This is a genomic window from Hydrocarboniphaga sp. (assembly GCF_965279055.1).
GTDB lineage: Bacteria > Pseudomonadota > Gammaproteobacteria > Nevskiales > Nevskiaceae > Hydrocarboniphaga.
This window is the reverse complement of record NZ_OZ257125.1, coordinates 1,163,289-1,186,418: the sequence shown is the minus strand read 5'-3', so window position 1 is coordinate 1,186,418 and position 23,130 is coordinate 1,163,289. Positions and strand designations below refer to the sequence as shown.

Here is a 23,130-nt window from a genome sequence, read left to right as displayed (position 1 = left end):
GCCTCAACCCCTCTCCCCCCGCTACGCGGGACCCTCTCCCACAAGGGGAGAGGGATCTCCAATTCAAACCCGATCGCGCCAGCGCAGCTGCTCGCGCAGCGTGACGACGCTGCCGACGATCACCAGGCTCGGCCCTTTCACGTCCGCGGCGATCACCGCAGCCGGCAGATCGCGCAGCGTCGACACGATCACGCGCTGCTCGGGCGAGGTGCCCTGCTCCACCACCGCCGCCGGCCAGTCCGCCGGCAGGCCGTGCGTGATCAGCTGATCGCACAGGTTCGGCAAGGTGTTGAGCCCCATGTAGATCACCACGGTCTGGCCCGGCCGCGCGAGCGCATCCCAGTGCAGCGCCAGCGTGCCGTCGGCACGTTGATGGCCGGTGACGAACACGCAGGCCTGCGCATGATCGCGATGAGTCAGCGGAATGCCGGCGTAGGCCGCGCACCCGTTGGCTGCGGTGATGCCCGGTACCACCTGGAAGGCAATGCCGGCCGCGGCGAGTTCCTGAATTTCTTCGCCGCCGCGGCCGAACACGAAAGGATCGCCACCCTTGAGCCGCAACACGCGCTTGCCTTCTCTGGCCAGGCGCACGAGCTCGGCGTTGATCTGATCCTGCGCCAGCGTGTGTCGCGCGCGGCGCTTGCCGACATAGATGCGCTCGGCGTCGCGGCGCACCAGATCGAGAATCGCCTGCGGCAGCAGCGCGTCGTACAGCACCACGTCGCACTGCTGCATCAGCCGCAGCGCGCGGAACGTCAGCAGATCCGGATCGCCCGGACCGGCGCCGACCAGATAAACCTCGCCACGTCGGGCATCGCCGTCGAGCAGGCGTTGAAGCTCGGCATCGGCGGCGGCTTCGGCGCCGCTCAATACCGCCTCGGCGCCAGGGCCGTCGAGGAAGTTCTCCCACAGTCCGCGCCGGTCCGCCTGTGGCAGCGCAGCCTGCACACGTGCGCGGCGCGCGCCCATGAATCCGGCGAGCCGGCCGTACGCGGCCGGCAGCATCGTCTCGATTTTCTCGCGCAGACGCCGGCCGAGCACCGGCGCCTGGCCGCCGGTGGCGATCGCGATCAGCAGCGGATGGCGATCGACGATCGAGGGCGTGACGAAGCTGCTCGGCAGGGGATCGTCGACGACGTTGACGGCGATGCCGCGCGCATCGGCAGCAGCGGCCACGCTGCGATTCAAGGCCGCATCGTCGGTCGCCGCGATCACCAGCAAGCAGCCGTCGAGCTGCGTGGCATCGAAGTCGGCGGCGACGTGACTGATCACGCCGTCGCGGCTTGCTTGCGTCAGTTCCTCATTGAGTTCGCGCGCGACGACTTCGAGCCGAGCGTCGGTCTTCGCCAGAAGACGCAGCTTGCGCGCCGCCACTTCGCCGCCACCGACGACCAGCACGCGGCGGCCGCGAAGACGCAAAAAAACCGGGAAATACGGCCATTTCGACGACTGCTCCATGGCGCCCGGCGAGCTTTACAGGCCGCGACTACAGGCCAAGATTCAGGCCCGGCGGCAGCTGCATGCCGCCGGTGGCGGCGGCCATCTTTTCCTTGCTGACGACATCGAGCTTCTGCGCCGCGTCGTTGATCGCGGCGGCGATCAGGTCTTCGAGGAATTCCTTGTCTTCGGTCATCGCGGCCGGCGCGATTTCGACGCGACGCGCCTGGTGCTTGCCGTCGAGCGTGACCTTGACCATGCCGGCGCCGGACTCGCCGGTGACTTCGAGCTTGGCGACTTCGTCCTGCGCGCGCTTGAGATTGTCCTGCACCTGCTGCGCCTGGCGCATCAGTTGTCCGAGCGGACCTTTCATGGGGTTTCTCCTGCCTGAAAAATATTAGGAATCGAGCGGATGAATCGAGTTCGGCCGCACCATGGCGCCGAACTGCTCCTTGAATGCACGCACCACCGGATCGCTCTCGATGGATTCGATCGCGCCGCGCACGCGGTCGCTGGCGCTCTTGGCATCGAGCTGCGCCGGGCTTTGCGCGGTTTCGCTGGTGATGTCGATGACCACGCGCAACGGCTCGCCGAACACGCGGCTCAGTGCCGTTTCGAGTGCGACGCGCCGCGTTTCGTGATTCAGGAACGCGGCGTCGACCGCGAGGCCCAGATGCACCACGTCGCCTTCACGGCCGTTCCAGGTGCACTGGCGCGCCAGCTGGCGGCCTGCGCCTTCGAGGCCGAGCTGCTCGTGCAGCTGCGCCCAGGGCAGACTTTTGAGCTGCGGATCAGGCGTGCTACTGGCCGAATGCACGGACTTCGCTTCGGCAACACCGAAAGACTCGACCGGACCCGGAGCCGCAGCGCGGGACGGCGCCGCCGAAACCGGCGCGGCCGCCGTGCGGGAATTCGAAGCAGCCGCCGGTTTGGCGACACCGTCGCCACCGCCCTCGCCCGGCTTGAACGCGAGCATGCGCAGCAAGGTCATTTCAAAACCGAGACGCGGATCGGGCGCCCACGGCAGATCGCGCCGGCCGGCGACGCCGATCTGATACCAGAGCTGCACGTCCTCGACGCTGACGGTCGGCACCAGCGCGACCAGGTCTTCGTCGTCGTCATCGTCGCGTGCGCCGGGCAGCATCTGCAGCACGGCGATGCGCTGCAACTGCGCCGACAGATCGTTGAGCATCGAGGCGTAATCCGGCGCCTGCGCTTCGATCTTGCGGAACGATTCGAGCAGCGCCGCGCCATCGGCCGCAGTCAGCGCGCGCAGCAACTCGATCAGCAGCTGACGCGAACCGGTGCCGAGCATTTCCGCGATCGGCTCGCGGCGCAGTGTTTCGCCGCCGGAAAACGCGATGGCCTGGTCGAGCAGCGACAGGCCGTCGCGCATCGAGCCGTCGGCGGCGCGCGCCAGTTCGGTGGTCGCGCCGGGCTCGAACTCGAGGTTCTCGTTGCCCAGCACCAGCGCCAGCTGATCGCGAATGATCGAAATCGGCAGGCGCTTCAAATTGAACTGCAGGCAGCGCGACAGCACCGTGATCGGCAGCTTCTGCGGATCGGTGGTCGCGAGGATGAACTTCACATGGCCCGGCGGCTCTTCGAGCGTCTTCAGCAGCGCGTTGAACGCGCTCTTGGAGAGCATGTGGACTTCGTCGATCAGGTAGACCTTGTAGCGGCCGCGGGCTGGCGCATAGGCGCTGTTGTCGATCAGCTCGCGTACGTTGTCGACGCCGGTGTTGCTGGCGGCGTCGATCTCGAGCAGGTCGACGAAGCGGCCGCTGTCGACTTCCTTGCAGGCGGTGCAGATGCCGCAGGGCTGCGACGACACGCCGGTCTCGCAGTTCAGGCCCTTGGCGATGATGCGCGCGAGCGTGGTCTTGCCGACGCCGCGCGTGCCAGTGAGCAGGATCGCCGGATGCAGCTTGTCGCCGTCGAGCGCATGGCTCAGCGCCTTGACGACATGGTTCTGGCCCATCACGTCGTCGAAGCGACGCGGGCGCCATTTACGGGCGAGGGCGAGATAGCTCATAGATCACTCATGGGCGGCGGTCGAGGATCGAGGCCGTTGCGCGAGCCCTATTGTCGCGGAAATGCAGCAGCGACGGCAAAGCGCGAACGCCGTGCGCGCCGCGCGCCGCTAGTTCTTGGCGCGCATCATTTCGTGCATGCCGATGCCCGGCAGTTCCAGCAGCAGGATGCCGTCCTTGAACTGGACGCGGCCTTCGTCGAGCGCGGCGCCATCGGGCGCGCGCGCGACCAGCGCGTAGCCGTCGCCGGACTGCTTGTAGAGCACGTCGATCTGGATCGGATCGGCCAGCGCCTTGCCCAGCGGATCGACCGGGCCGACGCTGATCCTGTCGGCCGCCAGCACCCAGCGCATCGCGCCGTTCTGGCCGTGTTCGATCCAGGTTCCGAGCAGCGCCGACGGCGTGTCGCCAGCGGCCACGGCGGAGAATGAAGCCAGCGCCAGCAGGCTGCTCAGGCACAGCATTACGAAAATGCGCATATCGCAGATTTACCCGTGAGAAAAGCCGATTTTATTGCGCGAGTGCGGCTTCACTGCCACCTCGGCTTCCAGCATCTTCTTGAGTTCGGCGCCGTTGCCCATCTCGCCCAATAGTTTGGCGCGATTCCGCACCACCGCATAGTCACCCGGCGTCAGCGAATCGATTTCGCGCACACCGGCCGGCGGCTCCTGCTCGAAATAATGACGGAACGCGATCTCGCGCTGATCGGCCTTGAGGAAATCGAACTTCACCTTGAACGAGAAACGCCGCAGCGCCGCCTCGTCGAGGTGACTCATCAGGTTGGTGATGCAGGCGAACGGATGCTCGTGGCTTTCCATCCAGGTCAGCATCTCGTTGACCTGGCTGATCTCCCAGCCCTGGCTCGCACTGCGCCGATCGCCGAGCAGCGAATCGGCTTCATCGAACACCAGGAAGGCACCGGTGTCGCGTGCTTCGGCGAACGCGGCGGCGATGTTGCGCTCGTTTTCGCCGACCCATTTCGACAGCAGGTCCGAGGCCCGCTTCTGGATCACTTCCAGACCCATTTCGCGCGCCAGCCAGCGGATGTAGGCACTCTTGCCGGTGCCCGGCGGGCCGTACAGACACAGCGAGAACGCGCGCGTCTCCAGGCCGCTCAGACGCGTCGCCAGGTTGGCCAGATCCAGGTCGGCATTGATCAGCCTGGGCTCGTAGATGATGCTGTTGTTCGGCCGCGGCGGCGTCTCGGCGCCGCGCATGACCTTGGCGATCGACGTCACCGCGCGGCGGATTTCGAGGCTGCCGCCGGACGTCAGACGCGCCGAACGCACCGCGCCCGCGGCGATCGCCGGAGCGGCGTCGAAGTCTTCCGCCAGACGACGGATTTCCTCGGCCGGGATCGTCACCTTCTCCTTGTCGAGCAGCCGCTGCCAGACGCGCTCACGGACTTTGGCCGGCGGCACTTTCATCTCGATCGCGAAAGTCATGCGGCGCAGCACCGAGGGGCCGAGCGCCGAGGGATCGTTGACCGTCCACAGCGTCGGCACGCGCGATTCTTCGAACATCTTGTGCATGAACACGCGCGAGCCGTAACCGCCCGGGCGCTCGGCCAGATATTCGTCGTAGCCGTCGGCGCGCAGCAGGTCTTCGGCCTCGTCGAACAGCAGCAGCGCGTCGTTCTGGTTTTCCAGCAGTTTCTGGCTCAGGCGGAAGCTGCCGACGCGCTCGTCGCGCGACGGCTCCTGGCCGCGTTCGTCGGCCTGGCCGACGCCGTAAAGTTTCAAACCCAGCTGCGCCGCGAGCGTCTTGCAGAACTCAGTCTTGCCGGTGCCCGGCGGGCCGTACAGCAGCACATGAATGCCGCGTTCCTGGCGGCTCGCGGCTTGGCTGAGCAGGTTGGCAGCGAGATCGCGATCGGCGCGCAGGTGATCGTAGTCTTCCCACTCCAGCGATTTCAGCAGCGGGTCGCCGAGCAGCGCGGCGCGCACGTCCTCCAGCGGCTCGGCCTGCGCCTGCAGGAACCGCGTCAGCGCCGGCAGCGGCTGGCAGTCGCTGCGATAGTCGATCGTGAACAGGCCGCTGGCGAGCAGGCGGCCGCGCGGCGACATCGCGTCGAGCAGCTCGCCACGGGTCAGGCCGAGCAAGGTCGCGAGCACGCCCATCGTCGTCGAGTCGCCGGCGCGGATTTCGTCCAGCTCCAGCATCTCGAACAGCTCTTCGGACATCGGCAGCACTTTGGCGCGGACCAGCGCGCCCATCAGCGCGTGTTCCTGCTCGGTGAGCCGCAGCAATGCGCCGACCGCGCGCAGGTTGAGTTCGAGCACGCTGGGCTGCGTGTCCTGCAGCTCGTCGAGCCGGGCGCGCAGCGCCTCGACGATATGGTCGTTGGTGATCGTGCGGTTTTCGTCGCCGAGATCGATGCCCAGCGGCTCGGCTTCGTCGAGGACGAAACGGGTAAAACCATCCTGCGCCCAGCGATAACGGTCGACCTTCACCGAGAAGTGGCTGAGCCAGCTGAGCAGCAAGCGTTGCTCGAAGGGTTCCATCATGGTGCTGCCTCGTCTGCGCCGGCCGAGTGGCAATGGTGGGGATAGAGCCCCGGGATACAAGCCAGAAAGACGTTACAAAAGATGTGCAAATCAGTTCCAATGCAAAACAAAAAACACAGTCAAAATCCGCTAGCAGAGGCGCGTTGCACGCCACGATGCTGAAAAGTTCCCCAAGAAACCCCAGCTAAAGCTTTGATCTTGAAGAAGGTCCACGCCAGCTGACTCCGGCACCCGGCATCACCGCTGCCGTTGCTCCCTTCCGGGCCTGGCGGGGTTCACGGCTTTCCGTCGCGGAGGGCCGGCGTGGACCAGCCCCATTATCGCTGATACGACTGCAAATTGCCGGATCCGTTCCCGGCTAGGCGCCGGCCGCTTTGGCGGCGCGCGCCGCCTGCTGCTCGACCAGGGTCAGCGCGACGCGGTCGCGCAGATAAGCCGGCGCCAGTTCGTCCGCGCCGAGGGCCTGCCCGGACTGAAACAGCGGCAGCGCCAGCAGCAGCGCATCCTGCGCATGCGGCAGCGCGCTGCCGTCGACTGAAAGCGGCGCTTTTGCAAGACGTTGTCGCAGAATGGCGTCGTAGCTGCCCCAGCCGGTGCCAACCGCGGTCCAGTCGCCGGCAAGGGCGCTCAGATCGGCCTGCTCCGGCGGCACCACCTGATCGAACTGGAGCGACTGCGCGAGGCCGTCGCCGCCACGCTGGTAGGCGCCGAGGTAAATCTCGCTCATGCGCGCGTCGATGCACGGCAGCACGCGTTGCGCGCCACCGCGGATCGCGGCCTGCGCCAGCATCGCCAGCGAGCTGATCCCCGCGACCGGCCGGTCCAGCCCCAGGGCCAGACCCTTGACCAGGCCGACGCCGATGCGCACGCCGGCGAAGCTGCCCGGCCCGATGCCGGCGACCAGGCCGTCGAGCTGCGCCGGCCGGATGCCGGCCTCGGCCAGCAGCGCCTGTACCAGCGGCAACAGCTTCTCGGTATGCGTGCGGCCGGCCACCTCGAAGCGCTCGATCAGCGCGCCGTCCAGCCACAGCGCGGCGCTGCAGGCTTCGGTGGCCGTATCAATGGCTAGCAGGCGCATGAACTCGCCTTGCCTGTCTCCTTCCCCCGTGAGCGGGGGAAGGTCGGGATGGGGGCGCGACGAGAGAGCTGCGTTGCGGCGTCCCGCCCCCACCCTGGCCCTCCCCCGCTCGCGGGGGAGGGAATTTCGATCGGGAATTCGGCGGCGCTCATAGCGTCTTTGCCCAGGCCAGCGCCGCGTCGCGGTCGATCAGCGGCATCGGCGGCAGGGCCTGCAGCACCTTGCGGCCGTAGGGTTTGCTGCGCAGCCGCGGATCACCGATGACCAGCAGGCCGCGATCGCCGATGTCGCGGATCAGCCGGCCGGCGCCCTGGCGCAGCATCATCACCGCCTCGGGCAACTGGTAGTCGAAGAAGGCATTGCCACCGCGCTGCTTGATCGCGCTCAGGCGCGCCTCGAACACCGGGTCGCCGGGTGCGGCGAACGGCAGCTTGTCGATCAGCACCATGCGCAGCGCGCGGCCGCGAACATCGACGCCCTCCCAGAAACTGCTGGTGCCGACCAGCACGCCGTTGCCGTCGGCGGTGAAGCGCTCCAGCAGCCTTGCGCGGTCGTCGTCGCCCTGCACGAACAAGGTCTGCGCCAGCCGCGTCTGCAGCGCCTGCGCGACCAGCTTGAGCGCGCGATGGCTGGTGCACAGCACGAAGGCGCCGCCATTGGCGGCCTCGATCAGCGGCACGATGCTGTCGATGAAGGCCGCGGTGTAGTACGGATCGTTCGGCTCGGGCAGACCGGCCGGCAGATGCAGCCGCGCCTGGTTTTCGAAATCGAAAGGGCTGTCCAACGCCAGCGTCTGCGCATCGACCAGGCCGAGCTGGCGCTGGAAATGGCCGAAGTCGCCATTGGACGACAGCGTCGCCGAGGTGAAGATCCACGCGCCTTCGTGGGTCTCGCGCATTTTCGCGAAGTTTTCGGCGACTTCGATCGGCGTCTGGTGAAAGCTGCCGCCGCGACCGCGCGCTTCGACCCAGCGAACGCGGCCTTCGAGCTGCTCGGGCGCGGTCAGCAGCGCCCAGCGCTCGTACAAGGTCGCGGCGCGCTCGAAAATGCCGGACAGCGCCGGCGAGCGGTCCTCGTAGGCTTTCAGGGTCTGGCGGATTTCGAAGAGTTTCTCGTCGAGCTGATCGATCAGCTTCGGCACCATCGGCCGGATCAATAAATCTTCGAGCCGCAGGCGGCCGTTGATGGTCGCGAACACCGCTTCCACCGGCACAACCGCGCTGGCGAGCGCTTCGGCAGCGGTAACCAGATCCGGCAGATCGCCCCACTCTTCGGCCTCGGCCTGCGCGTCCTGCGCGATGTCGCGGAACTGGCGTGTCGACACGCGCACGCCGAAGAACTGCGTCGCCAGCTCCGGCAGCTGATGCGCCTCGTCGATCACCACCGCGTCGCAGCCCGGCAGGATTTCGCCGAAGCCTTCCTCTTTCAACAGAAAGTCCGCGAACAGCAGATGGTGATTGACCACGACCAGGTCCGCGGCCAGCGCCGCGCGCCGCGCCTTGACGACGTGGCACTCGGCGAAATCCGGGCATTTGGCGCCGAGGCAGTTGTCGGCGGTGGAACTGACACGCGCGTACAGGGGATCGTCGTCCTTCAGATCGCCGAGTTCGGAGAGTTCGCCGGAATCGGTGCTGCGCGACCACGCGCGGATGCGATTGAGCCGGTCGTCGTAACGCCAGCCCGGCGTCAGCAGCGCGCGCTCGAGCCGGTTCAGGCAGACGTAGTTGCTGCGGCCCTTGAGCAGCGCGGTGCGCGCCGGCACTTTCAGCGCGCCCAACAGCCGCGGCAGATCGCGCCGATACAGCTGATCCTGCAGATTCTTGGTGCCGGTGGAGACGACGACGCGCTTGCCGGCGACCAGCGCCGGCACCAGGTAAGCATAGGTTTTGCCGGTGCCGGTGCCGGCCTCGACGATCAGCGTGCCGGCCTGCTCCACGGTGTCGGCGACGGCCTGCGCCATGGCCCGCTGCGGCGCGCGTGCGACGAAACCGGGCAACCCGCGGGCGAGGACGCCGCCGTCGCCGAAGAGCTCGTCGAGGTCATTCACGGAAGGTTGATGCCTTGACCCTAACTCCGTTCGTCCCGAGTAGTGCCGCGCAGCGGCGCGTATCGAGGGACCGGACATCGATCGGGTCCCTCGATACGCTCACTGCGTGAGCTACTCGGGACGAACGGAGATTGATTGAGCAGGTCCGGCCGGACACGCCTCAGCCGCCGCTGATGCCGCGCTGGATCTCGTCGGCCTTGCCCTGGGCCTGCAGCGCACCGATCGCGTCGCCCTGCGCCTGGCGCGCCGCGGCGATGATCTTCCAGTTTTCGAGCTCGACGTAGATGTTGCCGCGCGCCAGGCTGTTGGACTTCAGCGCGACGCTTTCGGCGTTGTCGTAGTCCTTCTTGTCCAGGTACACGCGCGCCAGTGAACTCCAGACGAAGTAGTTGCGCGGCTCGATGCGCTGCGCGCGTTCCAGCGCGCCACTGGCCTGGTCGAACTGGCCCGCGGCGCGCGCGGTGCGCGCCTGCTTCATCAGCGACACCACGGCCTGGCTGCTGATGTCTTCGGCCGCCTTCGGGTAAGTCGGCACGGTCTTCGGCGGCGGAATCATCGCCAGCGAGGGATCGCCGGGCACCGGCGTGCCGGGCGTGATCGGCACCGGCTGGCGCGGCGGCGGCACCGGCTGCGTCGGTGCCGGAATCGTGCGGCCGATGTTGTCGGGCCAGGACGAGGTGTGTTCGCCCTGCGTGCTGGCGCAGCCGGCGAGCATCAGCGAAGCCAGCAGCAGGCTGGCGGGGGCGCAGCCGGAAATGCGGCCGGAATCGCGGCCGGAATTGCGGATCGACATGGCTATTGGAATATCTCGCGCAACCATTGCATGGGCTGGGACTCCGCAGCATGCGCGCAGGGCGCCCAGGTCTGCGGCGCAAAACCGCGCAGATAGGGTATCAGCAGCCTGCTCTGGCAGCCGTCGTCGGCGCGCAGGCCGGTGATGCTGTCGGCCTCCTGCTCTTCGACATCGGGCGGCGGGATCAGGTCCAGCGGCTTGACCTTGAGATCTCTGATCAGCCGCGACCAGATGTACAGCGCGCCGGTGGAGCCGGACAGGCCCATCGGCTTGTAATCGTCGCGGCCGACCCAGACCACGGCGACGCGATCGCCGGAGAAGCCGCTGAACCAGGAATCGCGCAGGTCGTCGGTGGTGCCGGATTTGCCGGCCAGGGTCATGTCGCCGGGCAACACGCTGTAGGCGCTGCGGCCGGTGCCCAGGCGCATCACCTGGGTCATCGCCCAGGTCGTCAGGTACACCGGGCCTTCCGGCAGCGTCTGTTTGACGCGGATCGGATAGCGATTCAGCGGCTCGCCTTCCTTGGTCGTGACTTCGCGGATCGACGACAGCGGACTCTGGAAGCCGCCGGCGGCGAGCGTGCCGAACATCTGCGCGACTTCCACCGGCGCGACGTCGACCGCGCCGAGGAACATCGACGGCAGCAGCGGCGGATTCGCGGTGTAGCCGGCCTGCTTCAGCGTCGCCGCGACGGCCTTCTCGCCGATCTCCAGGCCCAGGCGCACGGTCGGCAGGTTGTAGGACTGCGCGAGCGCGTTGTACAGCGGCTGCGGACCGTGCAGCTTGTGATCGTAGTTCTGCGGCGCCCAGATCTGCTTGGTCGGCAGCTTCAGTTCGATCGGCTCGTCGTCGAGGATGCTGTGCAGGTTGTAGCGGTCGCCCTGCTCCAGCGCGGTCAGATAGACGAAAGGCTTGACCAGCGAGCCGATCGAGCGGCGTGAATCCAGCGCACGGTTGAAGCCGCTGTAGCGCACGTCGCGGCCGCCGACGACGCCAAGGATTTCACCGCCGCCGACGCTGGTGACGACGCCGGCCGCCTCGAGCGTGTCGGTGGCGATTTTCTTGCTCTTCTCGATTTCGCTCAGGCCCTGCTCGATGTTGCGTTCGAGGGCTTCCTGCGCGCGCGGATCGAGCGTGGTGAAAATGCGCAGGCCTTCGTCGGTCAGGTCGCTGTCCTTGTACTGGCCGCGCAGCTGGCGCTTGACCATGTCGACGAAGGCCGGATAGCGCTCTACGCCGCCCTGCTTGCTGCCGGCCAGCGACAGCGGCCGCGCGATCGCCGCGTTCATCTCGGCCTCGTCGATCAGGCCGGCGTCCTTGAATACGCGCAGCACCACGTCGCGACGCGCCTTGGCGCGCACCGGGTTGCGCCGCGGGTTGTAGAACGAGGCCCCCTTGACCACGCCGACCAGCAGCGCCACTTCGTGATCGCGCAGCTCGCCGATCGGCTTGTTGAAATAGAACCAGCTGGCCAGGCCGAAGCCGTGGATCGCGCGATTGCCGTCCTGGCCCAGATAAATTTCGTTGAAATAGGCTTCGAGGATGTCGTTCTTCGAGTAATGCCGTTCCAGCAGGATCGACATGAACATCTCGTTGAACTTGCGCGACCAGGTGCGATCCAGCGTCAGGAAGAAATTGCGTACCAGCTGCTGGGTCACGGTGCTGGCGCCCTGCACGGTGTGGCCGGCGCGCAGGTTGACGAACATCGCGCGCACGACGCCGCGGATGCTGATGCCGAAGTGATCGTAGAAGTCCTTGTCCTCGACCGCGAGCAGGCCTTCGCGCAACAGGTCGGGCACCTCGTCCAGCTTGACCAGTACCCGGTCTTCGCCGTCCTGCTGCGGGTAGATGCTGCCGATCAGCATCGGGTCCATGCGCACGATGTCGCGCGACTCGCCGCTGCCGGCATCGGCGACGTCGGCGATGCCGCCGGCCGCGAACTTGACGCTGATCTTGCTCTCGGGACGCGGACCGTCCCAGAAATGGAAGGCGCGGATGTAGATGTCGGCGCGGTCCTTGGCGAGCACGAATTCGCCGGGGCCGTCCAGCGTGTCGTTGTTTCGGTAGCCGAGCCGTTCCAGTTCGTGCTTCAGATCACCGGCGTCGAGGTTCAGCCCCGAGTACAGCTCCAGCGGCGAGGCGAACACCTGGGCCGGCAAAGCCCAGCGCACACCGGCAAAGCGCGTGCGGATGTCCTTGTCCAGCGCCACCAGGTAATACGAGAACGCGACCAGGCCGATGCTGGCCAGCACCAGGCCGACAGCCGCCAGCCCGTACCAGAACTGGCGAGGCACGCGGGGGCGGTTCTTTCTGTAAGGGGACGCCATATGGCGCGCCATCATACCGGCTTGCGCCGGCGAAATCCGCGAGCGCGGACCGCCGCGCGCCGCGGTAACGCCAAGCTGAACGGCAGCCTATTCGCCGCGAACCGCGTGCTCGACCTGGTCCAGCGGCGTGTGGCGCACGTCCTTGCCTTTGACGAAGTAGATCACGTACTCGGCGATGTTCTTGGCATGATCGCCGATGCGCTCGATCGCGCGCACCGCCCAGATCAGGTCGATGACGCGGCCGATGGTGCGCGGCTCTTCCATCATGTAGGTGATGCACTGGCGCAGCAGTGCCTCGTACTCGCGGTCGACATTGACGTCTTCGCGCACCACGGCGAGCGCCGCGTCGGCGTCCATGCGTGCGAATGCGTCGAGCGCGCCGCGCACCATCTGCGAAACCTGACGGGACAGATGCTGCGTCTCCATCATGTTTTCGTACATGCGCTCCTGCGTCGACAGCTCATGCGCCATCTTCGCGATCTTGTGTGACTCGTCGCCAATGCGCTCCAGGTCGGTGATGGTCTTGATCACCGCGTGCACCAGGCGCAGATCGCTGGCGGTCGGCTGGCGGCGCGCAAGGATGCGCGAGCATTCCTCGTCGATGTAGATCTCGAGCTGGTCGACCTTGTCGTCGGTGCGGAACACCTGCTCGGCGAGCTCGGTGTCCAGATCCATCAGCGCCTTGGTCGCGTCGATCAGCTGCTGTTCGACCAGGCCACCCATCGCCAGCACGCGCTGGCGCACGTCCTCGAGTTCGGCGTTGAACTGGCTGGAGATATGCGATTTATAGCCGGTCGTATTCATCTGTCGCTCTGCGGATCATCAACTGCGGATTTGCAAGGTCTACAACATATACAAGCAAAGACAGCGGCGTTTAGCCGTAACGACCGGTGATGTAGTCTTCCGTCTGCTTCTTGCTCGGCTTGGTGAACAACTGATCGGTATTGCCGAACTCGATCAGGTCACCGACATACATGAACGCGGTGTAGTCGCTGACACGAGCGGCCTGCTGCATGTTGTGGGTGACGATGACGATCGTGTAGTTGTTCTTCAGCTCGGTGATCAGCTCTTCGACTTTCAGCGTCGAGATCGGGTCCAGCGCCGAGCAGGGCTCGTCGAGCAGGATCACGTCCGGGTGGATCGCGATCGCACGTGCGATCACCAGACGCTGCTGCTGGCCGCCGGACAGGCCCAGGGCGGAATCATCCAGGCGATCCTTGACCTCGTCCCAAAGCGCGGCGCCCTTGAGCGCCCATTCGACGGTTTCGTCGATGACGCGCTTCTTGTTGATGCCGGCCAGGCGCAGGCCATAGGCGACGTTCTCGTAGATTGATTTCGGGAACGGGTTGGCTTTCTGGAACACCATGCCGACACGGCGACGGAGCATCGCGATGTCGACGTCGCGGTCGTAGATGTTCTTGCCGTCCAGGCGCAGATTGCCTTCGACGCGGCAGCCGTCGACCAGGTCGTTCATGCGATTGAAACAGCGCAGCAAGGTCGACTTGCCACAGCCGGACGGGCCGATGAAAGCCGTGACCTTCTTGTGCGGGATCTTCATCGACACGCTGTTGAGCGCGCGCTTGGGGCCGTAGTAGAGATCGAGCTTCTCGACCTCGATCGCGATCGACTCGTCCTCGATGCGCGTCGGCACTTGCGTGCGTTCCATCGACGAGATGTCGATGCCATGGCTGATCGGAGTTCGGTTTTGCACGTTAGTCATTTTGGGGGAATCCATTTGAATCCTCGACGCGAACGGGGCGCTTGTCCAGCCTTTGAGAGCTAGCCTTCCAGCGCCTTGTAGCGCTCGCGCAGGCGGTTACGGATGCTGATCGCGGAAAGATTGAGCGCCAGGATCACCAGCACCAGCAGGAACGCGGTGGCGTAGACCAGCGGCCGCGCGGCTTCGACGTTCGGCGACTGGAAGCCGACGTCGTAGATATGAAAGCCCAGGTGCATGAACTTGCGCTCCAGGTGCAGGAACGGCGCGTCGCCGTCCAGCGGCAGCGACGGCGCCAGCTTGACCACGCCGACCAGCATCAGCGGCGCGACTTCGCCGGCGGCGCGCGCGATCGCCAGGATCAGGCCGGTCATCATCGCCGGCGAGGCCATCGGCAGCACCACGCGCCACAGCGTCTCGGCCTTGGTCGCACCCAGGGCCAGCGACGCTTCACGCAGCGACCGCGGAATGCGCGCCAGGCCTTCCTCGGTGGCGACGATCACCACCGGCAAGGTCAGCAGCGCCAGGGTCAGCGACGACCACAGGATGCCGGGCGTGCCGAAGGTCGGTGACGGCAGCGATTCGGCATAGAACGCCTTGTCGATGTTGGCGCCGACGAAGTAGACGAAAAAGCCCAGGCCGAACATGCCGTAGACGATCGACGGCACACCGGCCAGATTGTTGACCGCGATGCGGATCGACTGCGTGACGACGCCCTGCTTGGCGTATTCGCGCAGGTACAGGGCGGCGAGCACACCGAACGGCATCACCACGATCGACATCAGCATGACCATCATCACGGTGCCGAAAATCGCCGGGAAAATACCACCCTCGGTGTTGGCCTCGCGCGGATCTTCCGACACGAATTCCCAGATCTTGTGAAAGAAGAAGCCGATCTTGACGAACACGTTCATCTCGTTCGGCCGGTACGCGTCGAGTACTTTCGCCAGCGGCAGCTTCACTTCGGTGCCGTCGACGGTCCTGACGATCAGCGTGTCGCGCGCCAGTTCCTTCTTCAGCGATTCCAGCTCGCCGCGCAGGCCTTCGTACAGCGCCTGCTGCTCCTTGCGACGCGCGTCGAGCCTGGCGTAGTCGGCGGCCGCGTTCTCGGGCGTATGGCCTGCCAGGGCAAGACGACGCTCGTCCAGGCGCACGCGCTCGATCGCATAATTGATGCTGCGGATGCGGCCTTTCTCGATCGCATGCAGTTTGCCGCGCAGATCGTCTGCGCGAGCCTCAGCCTTCCTGAAAGCCGCCCAGGTGTCGGCACCGCTGGCGACGCTCTTGCCGTCTTCTTCCAGGCCGGTCAGGAAACCGTGGAAATTGCCCCATTCGACGCGCTCGAAGACGGTGGCATCTTGCGGCTCGGTACGCGCGGTGAACCAGTCCGACAGCAGATAGCGGAAATCCGCGCCCAGCAGATCGCGGTTGGCTACCTTGACCAGAATGCGATCGTGCAGCGGCTTGCTGTCCTCGATCTTCAGTCCGGCGCTCAGCAGACGCGCCGTGGTGACTTCCTCGGTGCTGCGGATTTCGACCAGCAGCGGCTCGGACTTTCCACCCGGCTCCTGGTAGCTGCCCTGCACCAGATCCGCCGGCCAGAAATGCGGCAGGCCGCGCGACGCCGTCAGCACCAGCAGCGACAACGTGATGATGAAGGCCATCGAAATCGCGGCCGCGGTCACCCAGACATAGGGCGCACCGGATGCGATGTAAGCGCCGACGCCCTGGGTGCCCTTGGACACCAGGGTCTTGGGCATTGCCGCGGCAATTTCTTCTTGTGCAGTCGCCATGATCTAGGGAACCTCTGATGAAGTCCTGCACGTCCGCGCGGCGGCCGAAAGGGGTGCAGTGCAAGGAACGACTGACGCGGTGTACTCGCCGTACACGAGGAAGGAGAGACGCCGCCATGCGCCCCTTTCGGCCGCCGCCCTTCGGGTTGCCCCGCAAATGCCGCCATGCGGCGTTGCGGGCTGCTTGTTTGGAATCACCAAACCGCGCACCCCGCGCCTTGCCTGACGGCATTTGCGGGGCAACGCGGGCGCGCAGGACTTCATCAGAGGTTCCCTCGCCCTAGAGGCTGCTGTACTTGCGGCGCAGGCGCGTACGCACCACTTCCGCAACGGTGTTGAAGAAGAACGTGAACAGGAACAACACCAGGCCCGACAGGAACAGCAGGCGGAAGTGCGTACTGCCGACTTCGGATTCGGGCATTTCCACGGCGACGTTGGCGGCCAGCGTCCTCATGCCGGAGAACAGGCTGAAATTGGTCACCGCGGTGTTGCCGGTGGCCATCAGCACGATCATGGTTTCGCCGACCGCACGGCCCAGGCCGATCATGATCGCCGAGAAAATGCCGGGGCTGGCGGTCGGCATGACCACGCCGACCAGGGTCTGCCACGGCGTCGCGCCCAGCGCCAGCGAACCCAGCGAAAGATGGCGCGGCACCGAGAAGATCGCGTCCTCGGCGATCGAGAAAATCACCGGAATCACCGCAACGCCCATCGCGATGCCGACGACCAGCGCATTGCGCTGGTCATAGCCGATGCCCAGCGTGTGGTCCATCCAGGACTGCATGTTGCCGGCGAACAGCAGCGCCTCCATCGGCTTGGCCAGCACGAAGCACAGCCAGATGACGAAGCCGATCACCGGCATCAGCAGCGCCGCTTCCCAGCCCATCGGCACGCGCAGCCGGATCGCCCGCGGCATGTGCAGCCAAAGATAGCCGAACGTCGGTATCGACAGCGGCAAAAGCAACAGCGCCAGGAACATGCCGGGCAGATTGCTTTCGACGAAAGGCGCCAGCCACAGGCCGGCGAGAAAACCCAGGATCACCGACGGCAGCGCCGCCAGCACTTCGACCGCCGGCTTCACCACCTGGCGCATTTCCGGCGACATGAAGTTGGCGGTAAAGATCGCGCCGAGCACCGCGATCGGAATCGCGAAAATCATCGCGTAAAACGCGCCTTTCAGCGTGCCCAGCGCCAGCGGCGCCATGCTGAACTTAGCCTCGAAGTCGGCGCTGGCCGACGACGACTGCCAGAGGAAGTTCGGCTCGTCGTAGCTTTCGTACCAGACCTTGCCCCACAGCGCGCCGAGGGAAATTTCGGGGTGCTCGTTGTGCACGTCGGAGGCGACCAGCTTGCCGTCGTCGCCCAGCGCCATCAGCAGCTGCGCACGCGGGTTGAATGCCAGCGCGCGCACCGGCGCCTCCAGCATCTTTTCCTCGTGGATCAGCCGGCCCGACGTCGCGTAGAACAGCGACACATTGCCCTGCTCGTCACCGACCGCAAAGCCGCGGCGGCGCGGCTCCGAGCCGATCACGGTCGGCTTGGCGCCGGTCTTCAGCGTGAAGTCGCGAACGTGCGCGAGATAAGTCTTGCCGTCGTCGTCGCCGCCCTTGCGGCGCGCCGGAAACCACTGCGAAATGCGGCCGTCGGTCTGCGCGGTGACGATGGAAATGCCGCCGGCCAGATAATGCGCGTCGACGATCGCAGCCTTGGCTTCGCTGACGTCGATCAGCTTCGGCATCTCGCCGCCGTTGAGGCGATAGAACGCGATCTTGCCGGCCGCCTTGTCGATCGCATACAGCCAGTGCATGCCCGGTTCGAGCAGCAGCAGGTCGGGCTTCAGCGGCGGCGTGAACTTCTGCAGCGGCGATTCGGTGACTTCGCTGTCGCCCATCAGCGAGGTGGTGACCTCGAAGCTCTTCAGCGAAATATCGCCCGCCGGGTCGGATCCGACCAGCAGCAGCGCGTCGTCGCTCTCGCGCACCGCCAGGTGCATCGGCGCCTGGTCCATGAACGCCAGCGGCTTTTCGCCCTTGGGATACAGCACGTTCGGCGTGATCAGGCGCTTGTCGTCGGGATACGTGACCTTGTATTCCTGCTGGAACATCAGCACCGAGCCGTCGGACAGGCCGGCGGCCAGCAACGCGCGCTCCGGCGCCACGTCGACCACCTGCTTGATCTGCAGCTCGGCGATCGGCAGATGCACGGCGTTGCGCGCCTGGCCGCTGTGCAGATCGAAGAAATCCAGCTCGCCGGAGGCACCGACGCGCATGCCCACTTCGCCCTGCTCTTCCGCCGCCACGTACAGCGAGGTGCTGCCGTCGCTGGGCACCGGGAACGGCTGGCGCGCCTTGAACTCGGCACCGGCGAACAGCGGCGCGACCTCACTGAGCAGGTAGACGAAGATCAGCAGCAATGCGGCGATCACGCCGACGCCCCCGATCAGCACCACCACCTTGGCCAGGCGGTCCTTGATGTAGCGCGGCTGATAGCCGGCGTTGCCGGCCACGATCGAGCGCGGCTGGGCTGGCGCGTCTGATGCTGTCACTTCGGTCATGAGTACGGTTCGGCAGGCATCGGGCGGGCGCAGAAACGGCCCGGCTTTTTTCCGCAGCGCTTTCTACCGGAAAAGGGCTGCGGAAAAAAGTCTGGTGCCGCCCCGCGGCGGCACCAGACCTGTTGCTAGACGTCTTTTAGACGAATTTTGTTACAGCTGCTCGTTGCCCGCTTAATTAAAACGCGAACTGGGCGCGGGCGGTGATCGCCTCGGGCTTGTCCTTCGCAAAACCGCGGTCATTCTCGCCCATGATGTAGTTGAGCATGAAGCGCACGTTCGGGTTGACGTACCAGTTGGCGCCCAGCGTCAGCGCGGTGGCGCTGCACTCGGTGGCCAGCACGGTGATCGCCGGCAGAGCCGCCGTGGTGCCCGAAGCGGCGACCGCCGGGATGGTCACGTTGCAGGCGGCGTTGCTGTCCTTGTTCTCACCCGAGTCGTAGCGCACGGCCAGTTCGATCGCGCCGAAGTCGTTCTTCGCCTTCGGCTGGCCGAACGCGCCTTCGCCCTTCTTGTACGGCTTGGCTTCGCCGGTGACGAAGTAGCTGGCCTGCGCATACCAAGCCACGACATCCTGGCTGGAGCCGACCGACTGGTCGAGCTTCTGCAGCATGTACTCGGCCTGCAGGGTCGCCGGGCCAAACGAGCCAGCGAGTTCGCCGCCGATGGTCGTGGCGTGTTCGCCGCCGGTGGTGGTGAAGGCGCCAACCGAAGGGCCACGACGGCCGGCATAGCCGAACGCCGAGCCGACGCCGTCGACGGTGCCGTCGTTGCCGTTGGTCTGCGGGTTTTCGTCGGTGTACGACACGGCGACGTGCAGCACCTGACCGTCATTGCGGAACGGCGCGTAGACCGCGCGGGCGTTGTAGCCCAGGCCTTCGGTCGGACGCGTGTTGTCGCGGCGCAGGTCGAAGAAGCCGGCGCCGAACAGGAAGTCGCTGATGTCGGCCTTGTAGAACACGCCCTGCTGGAACTCGCGGCTGGAGCCACCGTTGAAGATACCGGCGGCCGAAGCGAACGGACGCTCCATCAGCGTGATGTCGTTGGAACTGGTCAGCTCTTCCATGCCGCGGAACGGCTTGATCTGGCCGATGATGATTTCGCCGCCCGGGCCGAAAGCGTGGCTGATGTAGACGTCCTGGAAGGCGATGTCACGGCTGCCGCTGGTGTTGTTGGTGCTGTTGCCGGCGAAGTCGGGTTCGAACTTGTAGTTCCAGCCGTAGGCCTTGCCCTTCAGGGTCAGATACAGGCGGCGGAAGTAGGTCGAGCTGCGCTCGTCGTTAGCGGCAGTGTTGCTGCCGAACTTGGCGTTGCGGCCGCTGCCGGCCGGATCGAAGGCCAGCGCGTCGTCGTCTTCGCTCAAGGTGTAGAGATCGAACATGATGCGACCGCCGATGCTCATCTCGAAGCGGCCGTCGTCGGTCTTGATCTTGAAGCCGCCCTTGGTTTCGGCGGTATCGGCCTGAGCGGCGCCGATGCTGCCGCCGATGAATGCGGCGAGGGCGCCGTATTTGATGAATGAATTCACTGGGTGTCTCCCTGGTAAGAAAAAGGCATACACGCCCGTGGCGGCGCCATGGGCGCCACGCGGGGATTACGAATGCGGATGGGGGTTAAGTCAGAAAATCAGAAAGCGGCGGCGCAGGGCTTCCCTTCCCTGCGCGCCGTGACGAAGGCTTACTGCAGCTTGGCGAGTTCCTTGGCAGCCAGCTTGGCCGGCAGCGCGATGTAGCCGTCCTTCTCGACCGTGCCCTGGCCGGTCTTGGACAGCACCATCTTGAAGAACTCCAGTTCCAGCGGCGACAGCGGCTTGTTCGGCGCCTTGTTGACGTAGACATAGAGCACGCGGGCCAACGGATACTTGCCGCTGACCGCGTTCTCTTCGGTGGCTTCTTCCAATTCGCCGCCATCCTTGGACGACAGCGGCACGGCGCGCACGCCGGAGGTCTTGTAGCCGATGCCGGAGTAGCCGATCGCGTTCAGGCCGGTCGACACCGACTGCACCACCGAGGCGCTGCCCGGCTGCTCGTTGACGTTGGTCTTGTAGTCGCCCTTGCAGAGCGCGTGTTCCTTGAAGTAGCCGTAGGTGCCCGAGACCGAGTTACGGCCGTAGAGCTGGATCGGCTTCTTGACCCAGTCGCCGGTCAGGCCCAGATCACCCCAACGCGTCACGTCCTTTTCGGCGCCGCACTTGCGGGTGGCGGAGAAGATCGAGTCGACCTGGCTCAGGCTCAGGCCCTTGACCGGGTTGTCCTTGTTGACGAACACCGCCAGCGCGTCGATGGCGACGCCGATCGCGGTCGGCTTGTAGCCGTACTTCTGTTCGAAAGCCTGGACTTCCTGATCCTTCATCAGACGCGACATCGGGCCGAAGTTGGCGGTGCCTTCGGTCAGCGCCGGCGGCGCGGTCGCCGAACCGGCGCCCTGGATCTGGATGTTGACGCTGGGGTACAGCTTCTTGAAGTCCTCGGCCCAGAGCGTCATCACGTTGTTCAGCGTGTCGGAACCGACGCTGCTGAAGTTGCCGGAGACGCCAGATGCGGGCTTGTAATCGGGAAGATCGGCATCGACTTTGGCGAATGCCGCACCGGCGGCAAGGCCGGAAGCAGCGCCCAGAACGGCGACGATAGTCTTGAGTTTCATTGAGTGCTCTATGAGAAGGGGTTTGCGGCGCGGCGCATGGTCGCTCTCCGTGATTGAAAGCGTATGACAGTCATATTTCATCTAGATGACAAGGCCTGCTTTTGCGCCCTTTTGGCCCTCGGACCGCTCCTAACTAGTGCATCGCCTTCCACAACATGGTGCTGCCGACGAAAATCAGCAGCGCCGAAATGACTTTTTTCAGAGCCTTGGGGTCGAGCCTGAAGCCGATGCGGGTGCCGATGTAGATGCCCGGAATCGCGCCGATCAGCAGCGCGCCCAGCATCGGCCAGTCCACCGAACCGAGGCTGGCGTGGCCGGCACCGGCGATCGCGGTGATCAGCACCGCATGCGCCAGATCGCTGCCGACCAGCCGGATCGGCGACTGCTTGGGATACAGCAGCAGCAACATCATCATGCCGATGACGCCGGCGCCGACCGAGGAGATCGTCACCAGCGCGCCGATGGCGACGCCGCTGACCACGGTCATCGGCCGCTGCCAGCGCGAATCTTCCGTGCCGCCGGCCCGGCCCGGCGCCCGGCGGATCAGCGCCATGATGCGATCCTGGAATACCGTGAACAGCGCCGTGAGGACGATCGCGACCGACAGGGTCAGCTTGATCATCTGGTCCAGGCCCTTGCCCGGCGCCTGTTCGTGCAGGAACACCAGGGTCAGCAACGCCGCCGGCACGCTGCCGATCGACAGCCAGCCGACCAGCTTCCAGTCCAGCGAGCCGTTGCGGCTGTGCAAGGTGACGCCGAAGGCCTTGCTGATCGAGGCGTAAATCAGGTCGGTACCGACGGCGACGCTCGGGCTGATGCCATAGAACAGGATCAGGATCGGCGTCATCAGCGAGCCGCCGCCGACGCCGGTTGCGCCCACGGCGAGACCGACCACCAGGCCGGCGAGAGAAAAAGCGAGATCCATGTCGTGTGACGTAGGAAGTAGTGAAGTGCAACCCTAGCAAGCGGCCGACGGACCGATGAGGAATTTAGGGATATATCGTTATTCCATAAAAGAATTAAAAAGCTTTAAATGCATAATGGAATAACCAACAAATCTTTTACGCCTATATTGAATATGGCAAAGTGCCCACACGGTCTAAGGCCGATGTTCTATAGATAGGCCTGGGGGCCGAATGAAACTCCGACAGCTTGAATACATTCACGAAGTCTCGCACCGCGGGCTCAATGTCACCGCCGCGGCCGAAGCGCTGTTCACTTCGCAGCCCGGCGTCAGCAAGCAGATTCGGATGCTCGAGGAGGAACTGGGTGTCGATATCTTCGTGCGTAACGGCAAGCATTTGTCGGAGATCACGCCGGCCGGCAAGCGCATCCTCGAGTACTCGGACCGGCTGCTCAACGAGGTCGAGAACATCAAGAACATCGCCGAGGAGTTCCGTGACACCGATCGTGGCGACCTGTCGATCGCAACCACGCATACCCAGGCGCGCTATGCGCTGCCGCCGGTGATCCAGCGCTTCAAGGGGCGCTTTCCGCGCGTGTCGCTGCACCTGCACCAGGGCTCGCCGCAGCAGATCGCGCGCATGGCCGCGGAAGGCCAGGCCGATTTCGCGATCGCCACCGAAGCGCTCGAACATTTCGAGCAGCTGGTGATGCTGCCCTGCTACCACTGGAACCGCACCATCCTGGTCAAGCCCGATCACCCGCTGACCCAGGTGTCCAGGCTCAGCCTGAAGGACATCGCCGAGTTCCCGATCGTCACCTACACCTTCGGCTTCACCGGCCGCTCCAAGCTTGACCAGGCCTTCGCCGCCCACGGCCTACGCCCCGACGTGGTGCTGACCGCGGCCGACGCCGACGTGATCAAGACCTACGTGCGCCTGGGCCTGGGCGTCGGCATCGTCGCCGACATGGCCTATGAGCCGACCCAGGACGCGGACCTGGTGTCGCTGAAGGCCGATCACCTGTTCGAGCCCAGCACCACCCATATCGGTTTCCGCCGTGGCCTGTTCCTGCGCGGCTATATGTATGAGTTCATGCAGACTTTCGCCTCCCACCTGTCGGTGGAACTGGTCGACACGGTCGCCGCAGTCGCCGATCACGAGGAGCGCGCCAAGAAAACGCGCGAGATGATCGACTCGCTGCACCTTATCTAGGGATTATTCCTTTTAGTTCTTTCGATATACCCGTATACGGCTGTAGGGCCGTCTACGGTGCTGGTAGCCTTGCGCCCCCTTTTCGCA

Annotated in this window: 17 protein-coding genes and 1 other RNA gene; 1 reads left to right on the top strand and 17 read right to left on the bottom strand. The window is 65.4% G+C overall.

Going from position 1 to position 23,130, the window contains the following annotated elements; all coding sequences use genetic code 11:
- Positions 1-63 precede the first annotated feature (63 nt).
- The 17 genes from cysG to ACQZF9_RS05385 all read right to left on the bottom strand — a co-directional run bounded on the left by cysG (position 64) and on the right by ACQZF9_RS05385 (position 21,851).
- On the bottom strand, positions 64-1,458 hold the full coding sequence (cysG, locus tag ACQZF9_RS05465) for a siroheme synthase CysG (RefSeq protein ID WP_428312243.1): 1,395 nt from the start codon (positions 1,456-1,458) through the stop codon (positions 64-66).
- Between the two features lie 28 nt (positions 1,459-1,486).
- Positions 1,487-1,810 (bottom strand): YbaB/EbfC family nucleoid-associated protein, encoded by a 324-nt coding sequence (locus tag ACQZF9_RS05460; RefSeq protein WP_428312242.1) that lies wholly within the window; start codon positions 1,808-1,810, stop codon positions 1,487-1,489.
- A 24-nt stretch (positions 1,811-1,834) separates the two neighbouring features.
- Positions 1,835-3,472: a DNA polymerase III subunit gamma/tau gene (gene dnaX / locus ACQZF9_RS05455; RefSeq protein WP_428312241.1), complete on the bottom strand. Its 1,638-nt coding sequence runs from the start codon at positions 3,470-3,472 to the stop codon at positions 1,835-1,837.
- A gap of 108 nt (positions 3,473-3,580) precedes the next feature.
- Positions 3,581-3,949 (bottom strand): hypothetical protein, encoded by a 369-nt coding sequence (locus tag ACQZF9_RS05450; RefSeq protein WP_428312240.1) that lies wholly within the window; start codon positions 3,947-3,949, stop codon positions 3,581-3,583.
- 9 nt (positions 3,950-3,958) lie between these two features.
- Positions 3,959-5,977, bottom strand: coding sequence for an AAA family ATPase (locus ACQZF9_RS05445; protein WP_428312239.1), 2,019 nt, complete (start codon positions 5,975-5,977; stop codon positions 3,959-3,961).
- 208 nt (positions 5,978-6,185) lie between these two features.
- An RNA gene (ffs, locus tag ACQZF9_RS05440) (signal recognition particle sRNA small type) lies at positions 6,186-6,282 on the bottom strand.
- A 53-nt stretch (positions 6,283-6,335) separates the two neighbouring features.
- Positions 6,336-7,055, bottom strand: a complete 720-nt coding sequence (gene tsaB / locus ACQZF9_RS05435; RefSeq protein ID WP_428312238.1) for a tRNA (adenosine(37)-N6)-threonylcarbamoyltransferase complex dimerization subunit type 1 TsaB — start codon at positions 7,053-7,055, stop codon at positions 6,336-6,338.
- A 148-nt stretch (positions 7,056-7,203) separates the two neighbouring features.
- Positions 7,204-9,102 carry an ATP-dependent DNA helicase gene (locus tag ACQZF9_RS05430; protein ID WP_428312237.1) on the bottom strand — a complete coding sequence of 633 codons (1,899 nt, stop codon included), beginning with the start codon at positions 9,100-9,102 and terminating at the stop codon, positions 7,204-7,206.
- A gap of 160 nt (positions 9,103-9,262) precedes the next feature.
- Complete coding sequence (locus ACQZF9_RS05425; RefSeq protein ID WP_428312236.1) at positions 9,263-9,895, bottom strand: tetratricopeptide repeat protein; 633 nt, start codon at positions 9,893-9,895, stop codon at positions 9,263-9,265.
- Positions 9,896-9,897: 2 nt separating this feature from the next.
- Positions 9,898-12,189 carry a penicillin-binding protein 1B gene (gene mrcB, locus ACQZF9_RS05420; RefSeq protein WP_428312235.1) on the bottom strand — a complete coding sequence of 764 codons (2,292 nt, stop codon included), beginning with the start codon at positions 12,187-12,189 and terminating at the stop codon, positions 9,898-9,900.
- Positions 12,190-12,309: 120 nt separating this feature from the next.
- Positions 12,310-13,026 carry a phosphate signaling complex protein PhoU gene (gene phoU, locus ACQZF9_RS05415; protein WP_428312234.1) on the bottom strand — a complete coding sequence of 239 codons (717 nt, stop codon included), beginning with the start codon at positions 13,024-13,026 and terminating at the stop codon, positions 12,310-12,312.
- A gap of 70 nt (positions 13,027-13,096) precedes the next feature.
- Positions 13,097-13,933, bottom strand: a complete 837-nt coding sequence (pstB, locus tag ACQZF9_RS05410; protein ID WP_428313374.1) for a phosphate ABC transporter ATP-binding protein PstB — start codon at positions 13,931-13,933, stop codon at positions 13,097-13,099.
- A 68-nt stretch (positions 13,934-14,001) separates the two neighbouring features.
- Positions 14,002-15,699 carry a phosphate ABC transporter permease PstA gene (gene pstA / locus ACQZF9_RS05405; protein WP_428313373.1) on the bottom strand — a complete coding sequence of 566 codons (1,698 nt, stop codon included), beginning with the start codon at positions 15,697-15,699 and terminating at the stop codon, positions 14,002-14,004.
- Positions 15,700-16,012: 313 nt separating this feature from the next.
- On the bottom strand, positions 16,013-18,286 hold the full coding sequence (locus ACQZF9_RS05400) for an ABC transporter permease subunit (RefSeq protein WP_428312233.1): 2,274 nt from the start codon (positions 18,284-18,286) through the stop codon (positions 16,013-16,015).
- 175 nt (positions 18,287-18,461) lie between these two features.
- Entirely contained in the window at positions 18,462-19,811 is a 1,350-nt protein-coding gene (locus ACQZF9_RS05395) for an OprO/OprP family phosphate-selective porin (protein WP_428312232.1), read from the bottom strand.
- Positions 19,812-19,960: 149 nt separating this feature from the next.
- Complete coding sequence (locus ACQZF9_RS05390) at positions 19,961-20,926, bottom strand: PstS family phosphate ABC transporter substrate-binding protein (RefSeq protein ID WP_428312231.1); 966 nt, start codon at positions 20,924-20,926, stop codon at positions 19,961-19,963.
- Positions 20,927-21,059: 133 nt separating this feature from the next.
- The gene (locus ACQZF9_RS05385; RefSeq protein WP_428312230.1) at positions 21,060-21,851 is read right to left on the bottom strand and encodes a sulfite exporter TauE/SafE family protein; all 792 of its coding nucleotides are present in this window, start codon (positions 21,849-21,851) and stop codon (positions 21,060-21,062) included.
- Positions 21,852-22,062: 211 nt separating this feature from the next.
- On the opposite strand from ACQZF9_RS05385, the gene cysB reads away from it, so the two are divergent.
- The gene (cysB, locus tag ACQZF9_RS05380; protein WP_428312229.1) at positions 22,063-23,043 is read left to right on the top strand and encodes an HTH-type transcriptional regulator CysB; all 981 of its coding nucleotides are present in this window, start codon (positions 22,063-22,065) and stop codon (positions 23,041-23,043) included.
- Positions 23,044-23,130: the final 87 nt, after the last annotated feature.

Excerpts from the sequence above, each read along its gene's own strand:
- cysG (WP_428312243.1), bottom strand. The coding sequence starts at position 1,458 with ATGGAGCAGTCGTCGAAATGGCCGTATTTCCCGGTTTTTTTGCGTCTT.
- ACQZF9_RS05460 (WP_428312242.1), bottom strand. The coding sequence starts at position 1,810 with ATGAAAGGTCCGCTCGGACAACTGATGCGCCAGGCGCAGCAGGTGCAG.
- dnaX (WP_428312241.1), bottom strand. The coding sequence starts at position 3,472 with ATGAGCTATCTCGCCCTCGCCCGTAAATGGCGCCCGCGTCGCTTCGAC.
- ACQZF9_RS05450 (WP_428312240.1), bottom strand. The coding sequence starts at position 3,949 with ATGCGCATTTTCGTAATGCTGTGCCTGAGCAGCCTGCTGGCGCTGGCT.
- ACQZF9_RS05445 (WP_428312239.1), bottom strand. The coding sequence starts at position 5,977 with ATGATGGAACCCTTCGAGCAACGCTTGCTGCTCAGCTGGCTCAGCCAC.
- tsaB (WP_428312238.1), bottom strand. The coding sequence starts at position 7,055 with ATGCGCCTGCTAGCCATTGATACGGCCACCGAAGCCTGCAGCGCCGCG.
- ACQZF9_RS05425 (WP_428312236.1), bottom strand. The coding sequence starts at position 9,895 with ATGTCGATCCGCAATTCCGGCCGCGATTCCGGCCGCATTTCCGGCTGC.
- phoU (WP_428312234.1), bottom strand. The coding sequence starts at position 13,026 with ATGAATACGACCGGCTATAAATCGCATATCTCCAGCCAGTTCAACGCC.
- pstA (WP_428313373.1), bottom strand. The coding sequence starts at position 15,699 with ATGCCCAAGACCCTGGTGTCCAAGGGCACCCAGGGCGTCGGCGCTTAC.
- ACQZF9_RS05400 (WP_428312233.1), bottom strand. The coding sequence starts at position 18,286 with ATGACCGAAGTGACAGCATCAGACGCGCCAGCCCAGCCGCGCTCGATC.
- ACQZF9_RS05390 (WP_428312231.1), bottom strand. The coding sequence starts at position 20,926 with ATGAAACTCAAGACTATCGTCGCCGTTCTGGGCGCTGCTTCCGGCCTT.
- ACQZF9_RS05385 (WP_428312230.1), bottom strand. The coding sequence starts at position 21,851 with ATGGATCTCGCTTTTTCTCTCGCCGGCCTGGTGGTCGGTCTCGCCGTG.
- cysB (WP_428312229.1), top strand. The coding sequence starts at position 22,063 with ATGAAACTCCGACAGCTTGAATACATTCACGAAGTCTCGCACCGCGGG.